Here is a 15,615-nt window from a genome sequence, read left to right as displayed (position 1 = left end):
GATTTTGAGGAGGTTGACTCTTGATATGATTTAGGCTTGTAGGATAAACAACTAACTGTTATACGAAAAGGGCCATGTTTCTTCTAGTCGTTAACTACACGTGAATTAAAATAAGATGATGATATAATGATTCATATAATAAGGAATATAAAAAAAATAAAAAAAAGATAATTTTACGGTTTCCCGTAAACAACTAATATATTCTTTCTTTATCTTTGGATAAATAATTATATAAACCACGGGTTACCATAAATATTGCGAAAAAAAACTATTTAGATTGTAGAAATAATAAGAATTAAAACCAGCTTATGAAAATTTTGGTTGATTAGGTTTCTCTGGGGAGATACCAAAAACGGCTTCTGCTTTCGCAGAGCCGTTTGTTTTTTTGTATAGAATTTCTGTCCTATGTTAGAATTTCGTGGCTTCACCTTGTTCTGCATGTTCGAGGTTGAGCATCAATGTTAGAAAATCTTTTTTCTTGAAGAAATACGCGTCATCCTGCAGCTGCTTGTAAGATGAAATTGCGAGAAATAATAATGCTAAATCATCGTCATTGTATTGACTTTCTTGGAAATAGGAGAGGTCAATACTTATATATTTTTGAAGACTGCTTAGTGTAGCTTCATCCATTTCATCGATGAGTATTTGGTTTTTCAATAATTGATTTAGTTCTTTTTTTAATCTGTTTTCACGAGGCACAAGGTCGTTGATTCTACTCTCAATTTCAGCAAAGGGTGTTGTTTCGAATATAAACCGTGTATTCTCAATAAGCTCATCGTAAAACTTTTCATGTATCTCCATATTTTTATGAACGTATTCGAAATCGGTATACCTTTGTGAGAACTCTGCTTCTCTATGTTGTGCCTTTGCTCTATTGAGAAAATAATGAAAGATTTGTTGATGATTATGTTTTAGCTGATCTTCCAGTTCTTTTAACTTTTGATCTATATGTTGTAACAATGTATTTGTTTCAGTGTTTGTGTATTTAATACCTCCATAATCAAAAGTTTTTACCGTTATCTCACCTTTGTTAATTGCTTCAACTATCGCCTTGTCGTGCTGTAAAGCATTCAGTTCGTAGACCTCTTCCATTTTATCATTAGAGAATAGATCTTCAAAGATAGGCAGACTATGCGTTTCGATTTGCGGATGGCTCCCTTCTAGAATAGGTGAGGTATAGTTGTAAAAGTCGTTAAATGCTTGATCGAATCTATATTTATCTAATTTTTGGTGAAAAGCCGTTTGAAAGGAATCAATAGTTAAAGAAACTGGAACCTCTTTGTATTGGACAGAAGAAAATAGATGATCTGAAATGACTTTGCTTATAGCAGCATTGTTTGAAAGAAGGAGTATCGCGGGGCTGGACACGATATCTGTAATGATGATGTTTAGCTTCATAAGTGCACTGACACGATCTTCGTTAGATGGATGTGACGCCCACTGGTTTTCGAGATTTAATTTTGATTTATTATATTTCTTTATCGTGTCCAATTGAATTTGTGGAAATCCGTTTTGTATTGTATAGCGATTTGTTTCGGAGATTAGACGCATAACCAGAAGATGTTCTGGATATATATTTTCACTGCATATATTTACGTTGATCTTTTGTTGGTAAAAATCTAATACAGTTTCTAAAGCATGATTTGCAAAGCTTAGTCTGAGAAGAGAGTCAGCCAATGCTTCCGACCCTGCTACATGTGCCGCAATCTCATCTGCATGAAATTCCATCTCGCGCGACAAAGCCATGTAATTTAAATTAATATATTCGTAGAGCTTTTTTAAGATATTTTGAATTTGTCGCATAATAAAAACAGAAATGGAGATAAATAGGGTAGCATATCCTGTTGCATTACTCCATTTTTCGAACATGCGATCAAGAGATTCGTTTCTGTACAGCATATTATAGATGATCTGATTAACGTGATAAACATAACTGCCCACTTTCATACTGCGCTGCGAAAAATGTCCGAATTCGTGTGCAAGTATAGCCTTTAGCTCTTGTTGTGTAACTGCATTTATAAGGCCCATACCAATTTGGAGATTTTTTCGAATAGGAAGGAACATGCTCCAAAAGCTGGAATTGTAGAATACGGAAGCATTTACATCGTGCGAAAGAAACACTTTTTTAGGAAAATTAGTTTCTACCTTGTTCACTACCTCATGAATAAGGCTGAAGAGTTGGGGTTCGTTTTCCGCTGAAATTTCGATTAGATTTCCTGTATCAACTTTTGTAGAAGCAAATATAAATTTAACCAAAAAGAACAAAACAGATAGACCTGATGCAAAAAGACCTATGCAGAGTATACCTGTATACAGCATAGGTTTAGCTAAGAAGATCCAAAGTCCAGCCAAGGTAAATCCAACGGTAAGTGCGATTGCTAAGATGAGTAAAAAAAGATAGGTAAAAGCAAAAATTACAATGGATAAAACGTTTTTTTTTGCGTGCTTTTTGAAATTTTTCGAGGTTTGTATTTTCATAAGTTGTTAATAATCGTTGAAAGTTAGAAATAATTTCCGAATAATATAGCGGTTGTAAATATTTCTTTGCTTCGCTAAAATTGATTGTTTTTTTCTTACCTTAATGCAGTAAACAGAAAACAATGCAATATTACTTTTTTCTTCAATATCGCATATTGAGACGTGGTATTGAAGAAACAGGATTGCCTTTTTTTGCAGCCATTGCTTTATTGGGATTACTGTTGGTATTATCTGACCATCATGGGAATTCTGCTACAAGACAACCGCTATTTTATTTTAGATGAGCCCTATAATGGCTTAGATTTACAAAGTAGTATTATCTTGACGGAAATTGTCCAGAAATTAAGAGCTATGGAAAAAACGATTATTATATCCTCTCATATTTTTTCCACGTTGCGGGATACTTGTGATGAAATATATCTGTTGGAAGAGGGTGTATTCAAGCAGAATACCCCCCGTGTGGAGTTTTCGTCATTGGAGGAGGAATTAAAAGAGCGTGTTTTAAAGCTTGATCTAGATAAACTTTTAGGTGAATAAGATCTTATAGTCCCTTTTTACCTGCTATCCAATAGCCTTGAGCATGTATTTTACCTGATGTTCGGGCCTTTATAGCCTTTCGAAAAATTTGTATTGACTTCACGTTTCCTGTCAATACGAAAGTGGCTTCTTGCCATTCTGTAGATTGAAGAAGGGGAAGATCGAGTACAAGTTCACTACTGCTGAATAGGCTGCCTTTCGGGAAAATTTGACAATTTTCTAAACCTAACCGAGAAGGTACATGCATATTCTCTTCATCTAGTTCGAAATACAATTGGTACTTCTGTTTATTTCCTGTAAAAAGTGGCACGAAGGTGTTAGCCAGTCCTAACGAGGTCTCATCGCCAAACAATACATAGTGTTTAGCCGATTCGTCGTAATAGTCGTGCCCCCTCGGGGCGTTGATTCTGAGTTGATCGCCTACGTTAAGTTTATCCATATATTGACTCCCGGGAGCATCGCCATGAAGGTGCGCAATGATTTCTAATATTCCTGTTTGTGGGGAGGCCTGCGAAACCGTATATCTTCTGATTTGTGTATCGCTAATTCTAAAGTCTATAAAATACCCCGTCTTAAAATCCAGTGTATCATATGCACCTTCTATACGGATCTTTTTTACAGCCTTTGATAAATATTCAACAGCTGTTACTGTACTTGTTGGTAATTGTGATGCAAACAGTTTATCGAAAACATCAAATACCCATTTTGGAGCACTCGGCATAGTTTGTCAATTTTATAGCCCAAAGGAACGGTATAAATCGCTTTAAAAGAAGATAAATACAAGGTAAGTATTGGACTAATCAAGGTTTTTTGTTCCGAAAGCCGATTGCTGTGGTTCCTACAACTTTTTTAAATAATCGGGTGAAATAGGGATAATCATCGTAGCCTAATTCGGCGGAAATTGTCTTAACAGATTTGTCGGTGTGGTACAATAAGCGTTTTGCTTCTAGCATAACACGTTGCTGTATATGATAGGAGACTGGATATCCGGTAGCTTTCCGGATACATTCGTTCAAATAAGGGGAGGATATATTTAGTTGCTGGGCGTAAGCACTTGCATTTTTAAAAGTTGTGAAATTTTTCTCCAATATGAATTGGAAGGATTTGTAGATCGTCTCAAAACGGGAAAGTTTATCCCCGGATGCATTTTGATTTAGATAAGGTGAAGCGATTAATCCGATAAAGCTGTTACAGCAATCTTTTAGAATGGAATGAGATAATCGATCTTGTCTCCTTTCTGAAAATGTTAAGCACAGTGTTATGGTCTGGACTAATACGTCTAAAAGCTCCTGTTGTATCAGAAGAGGTTTTGTAGGAGCGATCTCTTGGAGCGCTTTGAGGTACTCAGGATGTACATTATCATTATTGATAATCAAAGTGCTGAGTACAACGTTATCCAACGATATGGCACGATGCACTTGGTTTGGTTGAATATAGATTATCGCAGGTCCTGTGATTTTATATTTTTGGAAATCTATTTCGAAGAAACTCGTTCCTTTTTCCTGTACACAGAATAGGTGATAATTGTCTCGATGGGCCTGCTGGATCTTTTCATGTAAAGCTAGACTGTCCACCTCGGCCCTCGCTATCAAAATATCGGCATCGAGCTCGGATAGTATGGGATTGAGGGGGATAGATAGCTGTTTTGTAGACATTTTACTTCTAATGTTTAGATCATCATAACATGTTTCTAGACTTTAACTCTCTATTGATTGCGCTTACTTTTTTATAATTCATGATAACGATTGGCGATAACGCAAAGGGTATAGCGATCAACGGACTACTGCCTTTTGTGATCCAAGTGAGTATGGTGAGACCTAACAACACGACCAAAACCGCAGTTAATAGACCGGTAAGCAAGGAGATTGATTTTTTATTTTTGAGCAGTTCTTCGATGCTCATTTCGTTTAGTGTTTTATTTTTTTCCATAATAGCGGTTAAAATACATCTTTTCTTTATTTATTTACCTCCTCGCATTAAAAAAAGATCTATTACTTAGGTTCTATCTGATTATTTGGTTTTCTTCTCAAAATATCTTCTTAGCAAAAGCATAGAAAATGCAAGCAAACCAAATAACAAAGTGACCGATGGTGTATATTCGACTCCTTTAGAAGCAATTACCCAGCCTCCTAAAGTCGTCCCCAGAGTAACACCCAAATTTCCAAACGATGTCGCTAGGCTGTTTGCAAACGCTAATGCTTCAGGAGCTGAGGAGATCATGTAGGTCGATGTATTTAAGAAGCTAGGAGAATATAGAAATCCCCAAATGGCAATTGTGATGATTGTGAGTACGATGTTGTCGGAAGATAGGTACAATAGTATAGGAACCAGAATTGTTCCAAACGCAAAAAATGCTGTTGTTTTTGTTACGCTTTTATTGAGCATCTTTCCTGAAACCCACATAGAGAAAACACCGACAATACCGAATACGAACATCATGTAACTAACCATGGTATTACTCATAGAAAATGTTTTGTTTAAATAATCAGCAAAGTAACTGTACGTCGAAAACCAGGCGGTGATCAGAAAGAAATTCATTGCGGTGCTAATTAAAAAAGTTGGTTTTTTTAAGATCTGTAGTTGGCTACGATAAGATTTTGTAAGAACAACAGGCATCGGAGGTAGAACAAAATAGATGGCTAGAAAGGCAATGATACTGACCAATGTTTGTACAATAAATGAATATTTCCATGTAAAGATACTAGCAAGATAGGTTGCAAAGGGAACAGTGGTTACCATGGCAATTGCAACACCGCTAAATACTATACCCATAAGCTCATTCTCCTCCTTTTTGTTTGCGTTGTAAATAGAAACGGAGAGTGCTGTTGCTATATATACGGGTTGCAGAAATGCCGGTAGTATTCTTACCAGTATCAGTACCCAAAAAGGAGGTGTGAAAGAAGAAACTAATCCTGTGATGATAAAAATGGCAATAGCAGTGAGCATGATGTGTTTACGATCGTAACGAGAGGTTAGGAGCGTCATAAAAGGGCCTGTTAATGCTATGATAAGTGCAAAAGCACTGAGCAGATAGCCCGCTTTATCGATCGTAATATTATAATGCTCGGCAATCTGTGGTAGTATTCCGATAACACCGAATTCAGTTGTAATGACACCTATGAAACCAAGGCATCCTATATATGCATACTTTTTCATGAATAATAGTTAAAAGTGATGGTGCAAAATTAGAGGCAAAGGACTTACTTTGGATGAAGTGCGACTGAATGTGTGGTACGAACAAATTTGTAAGTGAGGACCGTTTAAAGTGTTATGGTGGTGTAACTAAGAAGAGGTGTTTTGTTACTATGATTACAATATAATTACAATATATATTGGTTATAATAGGTTGAAGTGTCGTGTCATTTCCATTCGACGGAACGACTTGCTGGTAGATGATAGGAGTTGAGCGAAAGTAAAGTGTTGATTTTAAGAGTTTTTATGTGCTTGAAATGTTGCTCTTGTGTAAAAAATCAAGCGAAGTGCCTTCTCTATAAAGAAAACGATTTTCAAATATCTAGTTTTGCCGCGTGATGAATCCGAGATTGATTCTTGATTAGACAGAAATGAAAATCTTAGTAACAGAAGACAACGAACGTGTATCTTCTATCTTAAAGAAGGGGCTTGAAAGTCAGGGGTATCGAATAACGATCTGTGCTGATGCAGAATCTGCTCTCAAAGAAGTGGTGAAGGTTGATTACGATTTACTTATCGTAGATATTATGCTTCCGCGAATGAGCGGTATAGAATTGAGTAAGCGAGTTAAATCCTTGTTCGTTGGTTTACCCATACTTATGTTGACTGCTTTGGGGCAAATTGATGAGAAGTTGTCTGGATTTGATGCAGGCGCGGATGATTATATGGTGAAACCCTTTGATTTACGCGAACTGTATGTACGTGTTGGATTACTTTTAAAGCGGCCAAGAGAATTTGAGTCAATGGAGGCTGCAGATTTTCTTACGTATGATAGGATAAGGATTGATGTGCGCCGTAAAGAAGTGACGAGTGAAGGCGTGGTTTTGAGGCTCACTCCTAAAGAATATGATCTGCTTTCATTTTTTATCCGACATAAGGAGACTTTACTACAGCGGGAAGAGATCGCACGCAATGTATGGAGTAAAAATTTTGATACCGGAACTAATTATATTGATGTGTATATTAATTACTTGCGTAAGAAAATTGATAAGGACTTCTCTCCAAAATTGATTCATACGAAATCGGGCCACGGTTTTATCTTATCGAATAAAGAATGAAAATCGCTACCAGGACAGCCCTCGTGTTCACATTTTTTGCTGGGATAACTTTGCTGCTTTTTGCCTTTGGTATATTTTTCTTTTCAGAAATGAATAGGCAAGAGGAATTTGTGGATAGGTTACGCTACAAGATTACTTGGAGGGCAGAATTTATTTTTGATGCTCAAATTCACGAAGAACGTATTCGAGTGATTCATGAACAAAACAAAAAACGAATTAATGAAGCACAAATTACCGTTTATGACGAAAAGCTTCACCCTTTATTTGCTGATTTAGGGGAACAATCTTATCCTAAAGATAAATTGAATGCGATAAAAGCTCATAACTTTTTAACTTGGGAGTACGGAGGAGAATTGTTTATGGGATTGCACTATCCCTATGCAGGAGAACAGTATTATCTTATTGGTCATGCCTTTGATGTCACAGGGCATGCTCATATGGATCGTCTGAAGCGTATTTTAGTCAGTTTGTATTTTGTGGCTATTGTGCTTATCTTTTTCGCATCTTTCCTGTTTTCTCAGTATACGCTCAAACCTTTGAAACATATTATAGCAGAAATACGAGATATTTCTGAACACAATTTGGGTAAGCGTGTGTATTTCCGGAAGGCTAAGGACGAACTTTCTGAATTGATACAGACGTTTAATGGTACATTTGATCGCTTGGAAAAATCCTTTAATAATCAGCGCCATTTTGTTTCTATTATATCTCATGAATTTAGGACGCCTTTGGCCTCTATTATTGCCGAATTAGAACTTGCGAAGCAATTGAATTCGAGTGTAGACGATTATAGAAAATCCATTAATGATGCGCTAACTGATGCGCGTGACGCGACGGCGCTTTCTGGCGCACTATTGGATTTCGCAAGAGCGAATTACGACACTTCTCAGGTTAGTTTTGCTGAATTACGCATCGATGAGGTTGTTTTAGATGCTAAATTGATGGTATTGGAGAAGCAGAGTGACTATAAAATAAGTGTTTCCTTTTCTAACTCTTCGGATGATGATCCGGAAGAAATATATATGAGAGGTAATGCTTATTTACTTAAAGTCGCTTTTGCTAATTTGATTGAGAATGCATGTAAATATAGTTTGGATAAACATGCTCAAGTAGAGATAGCCGTAGTTGGGGATCACGCTGTAGTTTGTGTTTCCGATCGAGGTATAGGAATATCCGAAGGCGACTTGCCTCGTATTTTCGATTTGTTCTATCGCGTTGGTCATGCTCCGCAAGTCGCCGGCCACGGAATTGGCTTGTCTATTGTTCAGCGTATAGTTGAAATGCATAATGGTCATATCGCTGTCGATTCCGTTGTTGGCAAAGGCACGATCTTTAAGATGAATTTTGAACGCTTCTTTTGTTAGCCTATTTTTTTTCTTCTCAAAACTCTAATACTTTTCTAATAATTTCACCTTCCCATTCTAGCTAGTTTTGTCCCATCAACAAAAATAAAGAAGGACAAACTCATGAACAAAAAACAAGTCGCCACTTTAATGTTGCTTGGAATAGCGATCAGTAATGTGGATAACATCCAGGCGCAAACCAATGATTTTGGAAATCCAAAACTGACTCACTTTTTCAATAAAGAGCATTCTCGCTATATAAGTTTTAGTGGATATGCTGAAATATGGGCCCGTTATACCGAGCTGAATCCCGGTAGTTTGGTTAATAGTGAAGAGGTATCGCATGTATCAGATCTGTCTTTGCGTAGGATCAGAGCAAAGATGACGTATAAACCAACGGAGCATCTCTACTTTGTACTGCAAATGGGGCCTACGAATGTAAATGTAAATAGTAAGACGAATACTTACATGGATCTCTTGGATGCTTATGCTGAATATTCGTTTAGCCCGAATTTAGCCTTTGGTGCGGGAAGATCTACTTGGCGAGGTTTGTCCAGATTTACTACGGGGCCTCAGGCAACATTGTTGTATGATCTTCCTTTATATGCAACCTCTAATACCGGTATTACCGATAATACGGTCCGAGAAATGAGTGCCTATATTAAGGGGCAACTTGGGAAATTTGATTACAGACTAGTGCTTGCGGATCCCTATACATCCTCTTCCAGTGATCCACAGCTAAACAAAGCTACTTTTAGTAAGGATCAGGGCCAAAAAGATGTTTCGGGTTATTTTCGTTATGCATTTTTTGACAAAGAAAGTAATGAAACACCTTTTAATCCGGGAACCTATCTGGGAAAGAAAAAAGTGCTGAGCGTGGGGGCTGGATTTGAGTATATGCATAATGCACTGTGGCATCTTGATACAGAAGATAAGGTGAAAAACGATGATATGCGCAGTGTTGCCTTAGATGTATTCTACGACACACCATTGAACAAATTGCAAGGTACTTCTCTTAGTGTTTACGGTATGGCTATGCATAACGATTACGGACCGAATTACTTACGTTATTCTGGGACAAATAATCCAGCGACAGGCTCTGTTTCCTCGGAGGCGGGTTTAAATGGTGCAGGAAATTCCTTGCCTACAGTTGGCACAGGAAATACGTACTATGTGCAATTGGGCGGAACGCTCCCCTATTTTTCACAAACTAACCACAACCTACAGTTGCAGCCAGCGGTATCCGCCCAATTGGGAGATTACCAAGCGCTCAAGGATCGAAGTGTGATTTATGATGCGGGCATTTCCGTGTTATTTCACGGCAATAGCAGTCGATTGACATTGGACGCTCAAAATAGACCGATTTACAATCTGAACGCTGCCAATGAAGCGGTTGCTACCGATCACAAATGGGCTTTTATCCTAAAATATAGAATAGATTTCAACTAAAATACAATACTATGAAAAGGAAAGATTTCATTAAAAGGCTAGGATTGTCTACAGCGGTTGTTGCAGCTTCTAGTCAACTTTACGCCGCCTCTAAGGAGGCATCTCCTAAAAAAGTTTATTTTCACTATCTGTTATTCTGGCTTAAGCCTGATTTAGACAAAAATCAAATCGAAGAATTTAGTCTCTTTTTTGAAGGACTAAAGAAATTACCCTATGTGAAAAATCTCCGCTATGGTAAAGCCGCAGATTCGTCTCCACGCGCCGTTTTAGATAACAGTTTTACGTACAACGCATCGATGGAATTTGCATCGTTGCACGATCTAGAAGCCTACGGTAAGTTACCTCAACATATAGCGTTAGTAGAAAAATATAAGCCTTTTTTCAACCGTATGCTTGTACACGACTCGGTATACGAAAACAAATAAATAACATATCATAAAATTAGAGAAAATGAAAATTAGATTAGTAACTACACTGTGTATGGTTTTGGGAATAATCCTGTTGCAAAATAATCTTTTACAGGCCCAAGAAAACCACGGAAAAATCACATCGATTCATGTTGAAGAAAGTGAAGGAAAAATGCCGGCGATACGTTTGATCAATAACCCCGACGGTACCTGTTCTTTTGAAGAGGGGTATATTCCGACTTTAAAACATGCTAACACAACTACGTTCTGGACGAGTAATAAAACGGAAGAATGGGAGAAGAATGCTCATCCAGCGCCTCGTCGTCAATATGTTGTAACACTCAAAGGTAAAATAAAATTTAAAGTGAGCGATGGATCTACCTTTGTCGTTAAGCCTGGAGTGATACTTCTTGCTGAAGATTTAAAAGGGAAGGGCCATAGTTGGGAAATGGTTCATACAAAAAGTTGGGAACGCTTATATATTCCTATCGCTGAAGGAGCAGACGATTTATTTGTCGTCAATGGTACACATTAAGTTTTATTTAATGCATAGCATGGCACCTCATAAAGGTGCCATTTTTTTTGCTTTAGCTATTCCTAAATTCTTACTAAATCAAATCATTGATTTGTAAAAGAAAACAATAATTTAATTCATGAGATCAATCCAAATGTTGCAAAATACCGTTTGCATTACGGTATTAAGCTTATTTATCACGCTACCTATGTTTGTTTTTTCCCAAATAAGCCCTCCTGGTCTGGGGAATGGAAAGACTGCTTCTTGGTATGCGGTAGGTTTACAACAAGATCTTAATAAAGAAAAGGGTTGGCAATCTATGAGTTATTTTGGCATCGGGCGAAAAAGTAATCCCGATAATTATAATCCAGCCTACAAGCCCGCAATTACCGTTTTTAACCAAGAGTTTTATTATTCTTTTCGAAAAAACTGGAAAACGTCCCTTGCCTTAAGTTACAGACGTCAAAATGAATATGAAGAGGAAGAACCTTATTGGCGTGACTCACTTCGGTTGCAACAGGAATTTCGGTTATATGGTCGAATTTCCTATACATTTAAAATAGGCGATATACGTATCGTTTCAACTTTTAGACAAGAGTTGAGAAGGTTTTATTTAGCCAATTTTCAAAATACGGAAACTCCTTGGCAGCTTAGATCACGTTTTCGGATTCAGTTTTTTAAATATTTAGATCCACAGAACAAACATAAAATAACAGGTAGTTCAGAACAATTGTTCGCTACTGAAAAGATGGGCAGTAGCAATACCTGGTCGAATTTTCTTTATAAAGAAAGCAGACTCATGCTGTATTATTCTTATGCACCGGGTTCTCTGCCTTTAATCTTCGATGTAGGGTATATGAATAATCTCATGTATACCGATAAGTATTCAAAGTCCGTGCACTACCTGGCTTTTGACATTATTATCAAGAATCCGTTTTCTACTAAATAAAATGGAAAAAGATTTTTTTTGGTAAGGTTAGGAGGAATCTATCGTATGGATGGGTATAAAGAAAAGATACGATATGAAAATTTTTAGTTGGTTTATATTGCTGTTTAAACATATTTCAAGGTTTCTTTCTAGAATGAAGCAGTCTTGTAACAATATAAGAGTAAAAACACTTTAATTTAACTAAAATTTACTATTTTTTTGGAATTATCGTTTATTTTCCTCAACTTCACCAAAGGAGTTCTTCCTGAATTCAATCTATGTTGCCAAACTAAGGAGAAATATAAGTAAAAGGATTACAGTCATGTGGTCCTAAAATATATAAAGATACTGTCTGTGCGTCTATGCGCAGATTAGTTTTTGTTTCATTTTTGTTGTTTAGTAATCATGCGTTGCTCAAGCACCCCGCATCCCAAGCGGGGTAGCTGAGCCGCTAAAATTTCGATCTTTGCTGCTATCCGTTTTTCTTTTGGTATTTTTTAAGAAATAGTTTGTTTTATGGCATTCTCATGAAGTAAGTTGCCCTAATAGTTTTTTGTTTATGTAGAATTTGCTTAAGTGTGAATAGAAAGCTTCTGGGATTTGGAGGAGGCTTTCAAATATAATAAATAAACTGAGCAGAAATTTATTCATTTCTGCTCAGTGGGATTGAATATATGTGTTTATATGTAATAGTCTATTTTTGTAGCTTCGTATGCTTTGTGTTTTTTGGTTTTTTATCTAAAATGGCCATTAACAATAGATAGTAGCCTCTGTCTAAACCTAATTTTGCTGCTTTTGTTTCTATAGTTTCCATGTTTATATTCTATTTTAGTTTAACCATCATGTTATGTTAGAACAATTTCAAAGTATGTGCCATTTTTTATCGGAATTATTACAACCGTTAAAATTTTTTGTCGATTGCGTAAAATAAACTCTTAATAGCGTGTAAATTTTGAGACGGCGTGGAAAATACTTAGTGTAACTATGTTTTAAAAAGGGTCTTGTTTTTCTGTTAACCCATCACGATGGTTTTTAGCCAAATAACAAAGAAAAGATTCATAAACTTTTTAATATAATGTTATTTAGATTGAATTCAAATAATTAACTTTGTCGCATACGTTGAAAAAGCTAAAATGTCCGAAGTCGAAGTACCGTTGACATTGTCAATTAACGAGTCAACCTTTACAGAAGTCTACAATACGAGTTGGGAGAAAGTTTTTACTATCTGCTATAGTCATACCGATGACGTGGAAGTAGCAAAAGAATTGGTGCAAGATATTTTTAAATCTTTGTGGGAGAGGAGGGAAACCTTGCAAATCAATAGCTGTCTGGAACGGTATGTGCTTCGTGCGGCTAAGCTCAAGGTATTTGAACATATTCGGAACAAACAATTACGAGCAGAACATTTGAAAGTTGTTGCAAAAGGTAGTATCAAGGAGAGCAATATTACAGAAGACACTATTATGCACCGCGCATTGAGCGAAACTGTCGAGCACATTGTCGGAAAACTTCCTACACATTGTCAGCGTATCTTTCGCATGAGCCATGAAAAGGGCATGACAAATAAAGAAATTGCAAACCAACTTTTTGTTTCGGAACGTACTGTGGAATACCATTTGGCAAATGCGTTGAAGCAACTTAAGCATAAGTTAGGTAGATACGCATCTACAACCTCATAAAGTTCCTCATATATTTTATATTTTTGCACCTGCACGTAATTCTATATTAATGAATGTTTCGAAAGAGTTGATTTTGAAGTACCATCTTGGTGAATGTACGGCGCAAGAAAAGGCGTTGGTGGAGGAATGGCTGTTTTCAGATGAGGGCAACACCGACACTATACTCCCTTTGGATGCTGATCAGAAGGAAAATCTGAAAACAGAAATATGGACCGCTATCAAAGAAGAAACGATTCTTCAGGAAGTGATACCTCGAATTCCTAAAAAGGAGCGAGCTCAACGTATAATATTTATAAGTAAAGTCGCGGTTGCTTGCTTATTGGTCATTGCAGGTGCATGGCTAGGCTATCGACAATATACTCCCCGGATACAGTTTGAAGGACAATTCGATCAGACTTTAACACCTGTAGAGACACAGCAAGATATTAGCTTGGTACTGGGAGAGGGAAGTCGTGCAACATTCGATGATAAACAAGAGCTCCTAGACTTTTGCGGTATTGTTAAATTGAAAGCGAACAAGCGAATGAAACTTTTTTTAGCAACAGGTTGTGAAGATGGTTCAAAAAATACGAGAACGTTGCTTGTTGACGCGGGAGAGACTTATTTTGCCTTGGATTTAAGTAATAAAAACGACGCAGATTTTTTTGTTATGCGTGAAGATCATCTAAATGAGTTGCCACCCTTGATCCTTAACTCAATAAGAGCTCAATTTGGTATTTAGGAATGTTATGAGCAACAAACTACCCAACTTATATTTCAGTATTATACTTGTCTCGATTTTAGGTTTCGCTACGTCTTGTGAATCGGTACCTCCTAAAGAAAAACCGAAATACAGTTTTTTCTTTATGACCAAAGAAAATAAGCAACTGCTATGGCAGACCAGTCAGCTAGAATCGGGGGGTGTAAGTCCTGAAAGTGTCGGGACAGTTTTGGAAAGACCAGCACGTATTTGGTATTATATGCTTGTACATGACAATCACTATTACTATGTAGATACGAAGACTGAATATTTAGTAAAAGGCAGGTTAGAACGGCAATCTTTTGTCCGCTTAGATTCCATTTATTTGAAAGGTTTTAGTTATTCGGATAATGCGGTTTTTTTGGATGAAAATTCTCTTTTTATTGTGAACCATAGTGTGGGACACAAGAGAAAAAAATATGCGCTGGTGAATGTCGAAGATATGACTGCGGATATACATGAGTTGCCTTTAGATACGCCTGAAAGTCCTTTTGATAATATGTCTATTGGCTTTGTATATAAACGGGCTAATAAGTTGTGGTTGGGATATACCTATCACTTTACCAATAAAAAGATGGGATTCGGTTCGTCAGATACCGTATATGTAGCGCAACTTTCTTATCCGGAAATGAAGTTGATCCATGTAGATAAAGATGGGAGATCAACCTATCCTGGGAATGTGAATACCGCGCAGGAGAATACTTTTGAAGATGAAAAAGGCAATTTTTATTTTATGAGTACCCCCGGAATAGCGCGCGGAGCAAATCCTTATCAGCCGACTGCTATTTACAGGATTAAGGCTGATGAAGATCATATCGATACGAATTACTTCTTTAATATTTCTTCATCCGTTATTCGGAATCATGCTTATGGGTTCTGGTATCTCGGAAACAATAAAGCGATCGTACGAAGTGAGCGTAAAGATCTTTTTAACAATTATAAAGAACACTATCTTGTACCTCATATTGAATATTACGTTGTTGATTTAGAAGATTCTACAGCAATCACAAAGCTTGATCTGCCACTTGATAGGGGCACATCTCGCTCATGTGTGTTGGTAGAGGGAAAAAAAGCTTATATTACGATTAATGACGGGAAGGGAAACAATGATGTATGGATCTACAATACTGCAGAAAAATCATTAAAAAAAGGATTACATGTGTCGGGTGATGTCGATTATATCTTCCGCCTAGACCTTCTTCAACGTTAGCGATTTTATTTATTTGGAATAAATTCAAAAAAAAATAAAGTTGCATTGCGGAAATAGCTTACTTGTGCTACTATGGTTTTG

Annotated in this window: 15 protein-coding genes; 10 read left to right on the top strand and 5 right to left on the bottom strand. The window is 36.9% G+C overall.

The annotated features are described in order from the left end of the window. Window positions 1-408: 408 nt before the first annotated feature. Window positions 409-2,478 carry a M48 family metalloprotease gene (locus tag ACSZOX_RS16625; RefSeq protein ID WP_437921264.1) on the bottom strand — a complete coding sequence of 690 codons (2,070 nt, stop codon included), beginning with the start codon at window positions 2,476-2,478 and terminating at the stop codon, window positions 409-411. Window positions 2,479-2,718: 240 nt separating this feature from the next. Between ACSZOX_RS16625 and ACSZOX_RS16620 the strand changes: the two genes are divergently transcribed. Then, a complete protein-coding gene (locus tag ACSZOX_RS16620; RefSeq protein ID WP_437921263.1) occupies window positions 2,719-3,015 on the top strand; it encodes a hypothetical protein in 297 nt (98 codons plus the stop codon). A gap of 4 nt (window positions 3,016-3,019) precedes the next feature. On the opposite strand, the gene ACSZOX_RS16615 is transcribed toward ACSZOX_RS16620, so the two are convergent. The 4 genes from ACSZOX_RS16615 to ACSZOX_RS16600 form a co-directional block, all read right to left on the bottom strand. After that, complete coding sequence (locus ACSZOX_RS16615; RefSeq protein WP_437921262.1) at window positions 3,020-3,736, bottom strand: FAD-binding oxidoreductase; 717 nt, start codon at window positions 3,734-3,736, stop codon at window positions 3,020-3,022. Window positions 3,737-3,815: 79 nt separating this feature from the next. Next, the gene (locus ACSZOX_RS16610; protein WP_437921261.1) at window positions 3,816-4,670 is read right to left on the bottom strand and encodes an AraC family transcriptional regulator; all 855 of its coding nucleotides are present in this window, start codon (window positions 4,668-4,670) and stop codon (window positions 3,816-3,818) included. 22 nt (window positions 4,671-4,692) lie between these two features. Continuing rightward, window positions 4,693-4,944, bottom strand: coding sequence for a redox-active disulfide protein 2 (locus ACSZOX_RS16605; RefSeq protein ID WP_437921260.1), 252 nt, complete (start codon window positions 4,942-4,944; stop codon window positions 4,693-4,695). An 81-nt stretch (window positions 4,945-5,025) separates the two neighbouring features. Beyond that, entirely contained in the window at window positions 5,026-6,171 is a 1,146-nt protein-coding gene (locus tag ACSZOX_RS16600) for an MFS transporter (protein ID WP_437921259.1), read from the bottom strand. A gap of 407 nt (window positions 6,172-6,578) precedes the next feature. Here ACSZOX_RS16600 and ACSZOX_RS16595 point away from each other — a divergent pair, with 407 nt between their 5' ends. From ACSZOX_RS16595 to ACSZOX_RS16555, 9 genes are all read left to right on the top strand, one after another. Then, window positions 6,579-7,265 (top strand): response regulator transcription factor, encoded by a 687-nt coding sequence (locus ACSZOX_RS16595; RefSeq protein WP_437921258.1) that lies wholly within the window; start codon window positions 6,579-6,581, stop codon window positions 7,263-7,265. Continuing rightward, window positions 7,262-8,629, top strand: coding sequence for a sensor histidine kinase (locus tag ACSZOX_RS16590; protein ID WP_437921257.1), 1,368 nt, complete (start codon window positions 7,262-7,264; stop codon window positions 8,627-8,629). Before ACSZOX_RS16595 ends, ACSZOX_RS16590 begins: the two co-directional genes overlap by 4 nt. Window positions 8,630-8,731: 102 nt before the next feature. After that, complete coding sequence (locus ACSZOX_RS16585; RefSeq protein ID WP_437921256.1) at window positions 8,732-10,057, top strand: hypothetical protein; 1,326 nt, start codon at window positions 8,732-8,734, stop codon at window positions 10,055-10,057. A gap of 11 nt (window positions 10,058-10,068) precedes the next feature. After that, entirely contained in the window at window positions 10,069-10,482 is a 414-nt protein-coding gene (locus ACSZOX_RS16580; RefSeq protein WP_437921255.1) for a Dabb family protein, read from the top strand. A 25-nt stretch (window positions 10,483-10,507) separates the two neighbouring features. After that, window positions 10,508-10,999 (top strand): hypothetical protein, encoded by a 492-nt coding sequence (locus ACSZOX_RS16575; RefSeq protein ID WP_437921253.1) that lies wholly within the window; start codon window positions 10,508-10,510, stop codon window positions 10,997-10,999. A gap of 118 nt (window positions 11,000-11,117) precedes the next feature. Continuing rightward, on the top strand, window positions 11,118-11,927 hold the full coding sequence (locus ACSZOX_RS16570) for a hypothetical protein (protein WP_437921252.1): 810 nt from the start codon (window positions 11,118-11,120) through the stop codon (window positions 11,925-11,927). A gap of 1,112 nt (window positions 11,928-13,039) precedes the next feature. After that, window positions 13,040-13,585 carry an RNA polymerase sigma-70 factor gene (locus ACSZOX_RS16565; protein ID WP_437921251.1) on the top strand — a complete coding sequence of 182 codons (546 nt, stop codon included), beginning with the start codon at window positions 13,040-13,042 and terminating at the stop codon, window positions 13,583-13,585. Between the two features lie 49 nt (window positions 13,586-13,634). Next, window positions 13,635-14,306 carry a hypothetical protein gene (locus ACSZOX_RS16560; protein ID WP_437921250.1) on the top strand — a complete coding sequence of 224 codons (672 nt, stop codon included), beginning with the start codon at window positions 13,635-13,637 and terminating at the stop codon, window positions 14,304-14,306. Window positions 14,307-14,313: 7 nt separating this feature from the next. Continuing rightward, a complete protein-coding gene (locus tag ACSZOX_RS16555) occupies window positions 14,314-15,534 on the top strand; it encodes a hypothetical protein (protein ID WP_437921249.1) in 1,221 nt (406 codons plus the stop codon). The last annotated feature ends 81 nt before the right edge of the window (window positions 15,535-15,615 follow it).

Source organism: Sphingobacterium sp. LRF_L2, from assembly GCF_965644235.1.
In the GTDB taxonomy this organism is placed as follows: domain Bacteria; phylum Bacteroidota; class Bacteroidia; order Sphingobacteriales; family Sphingobacteriaceae; genus Sphingobacterium.
Note: the sequence above shows the minus strand (reverse complement) of the source record. Positions and strands in the feature narration are given on the sequence as shown.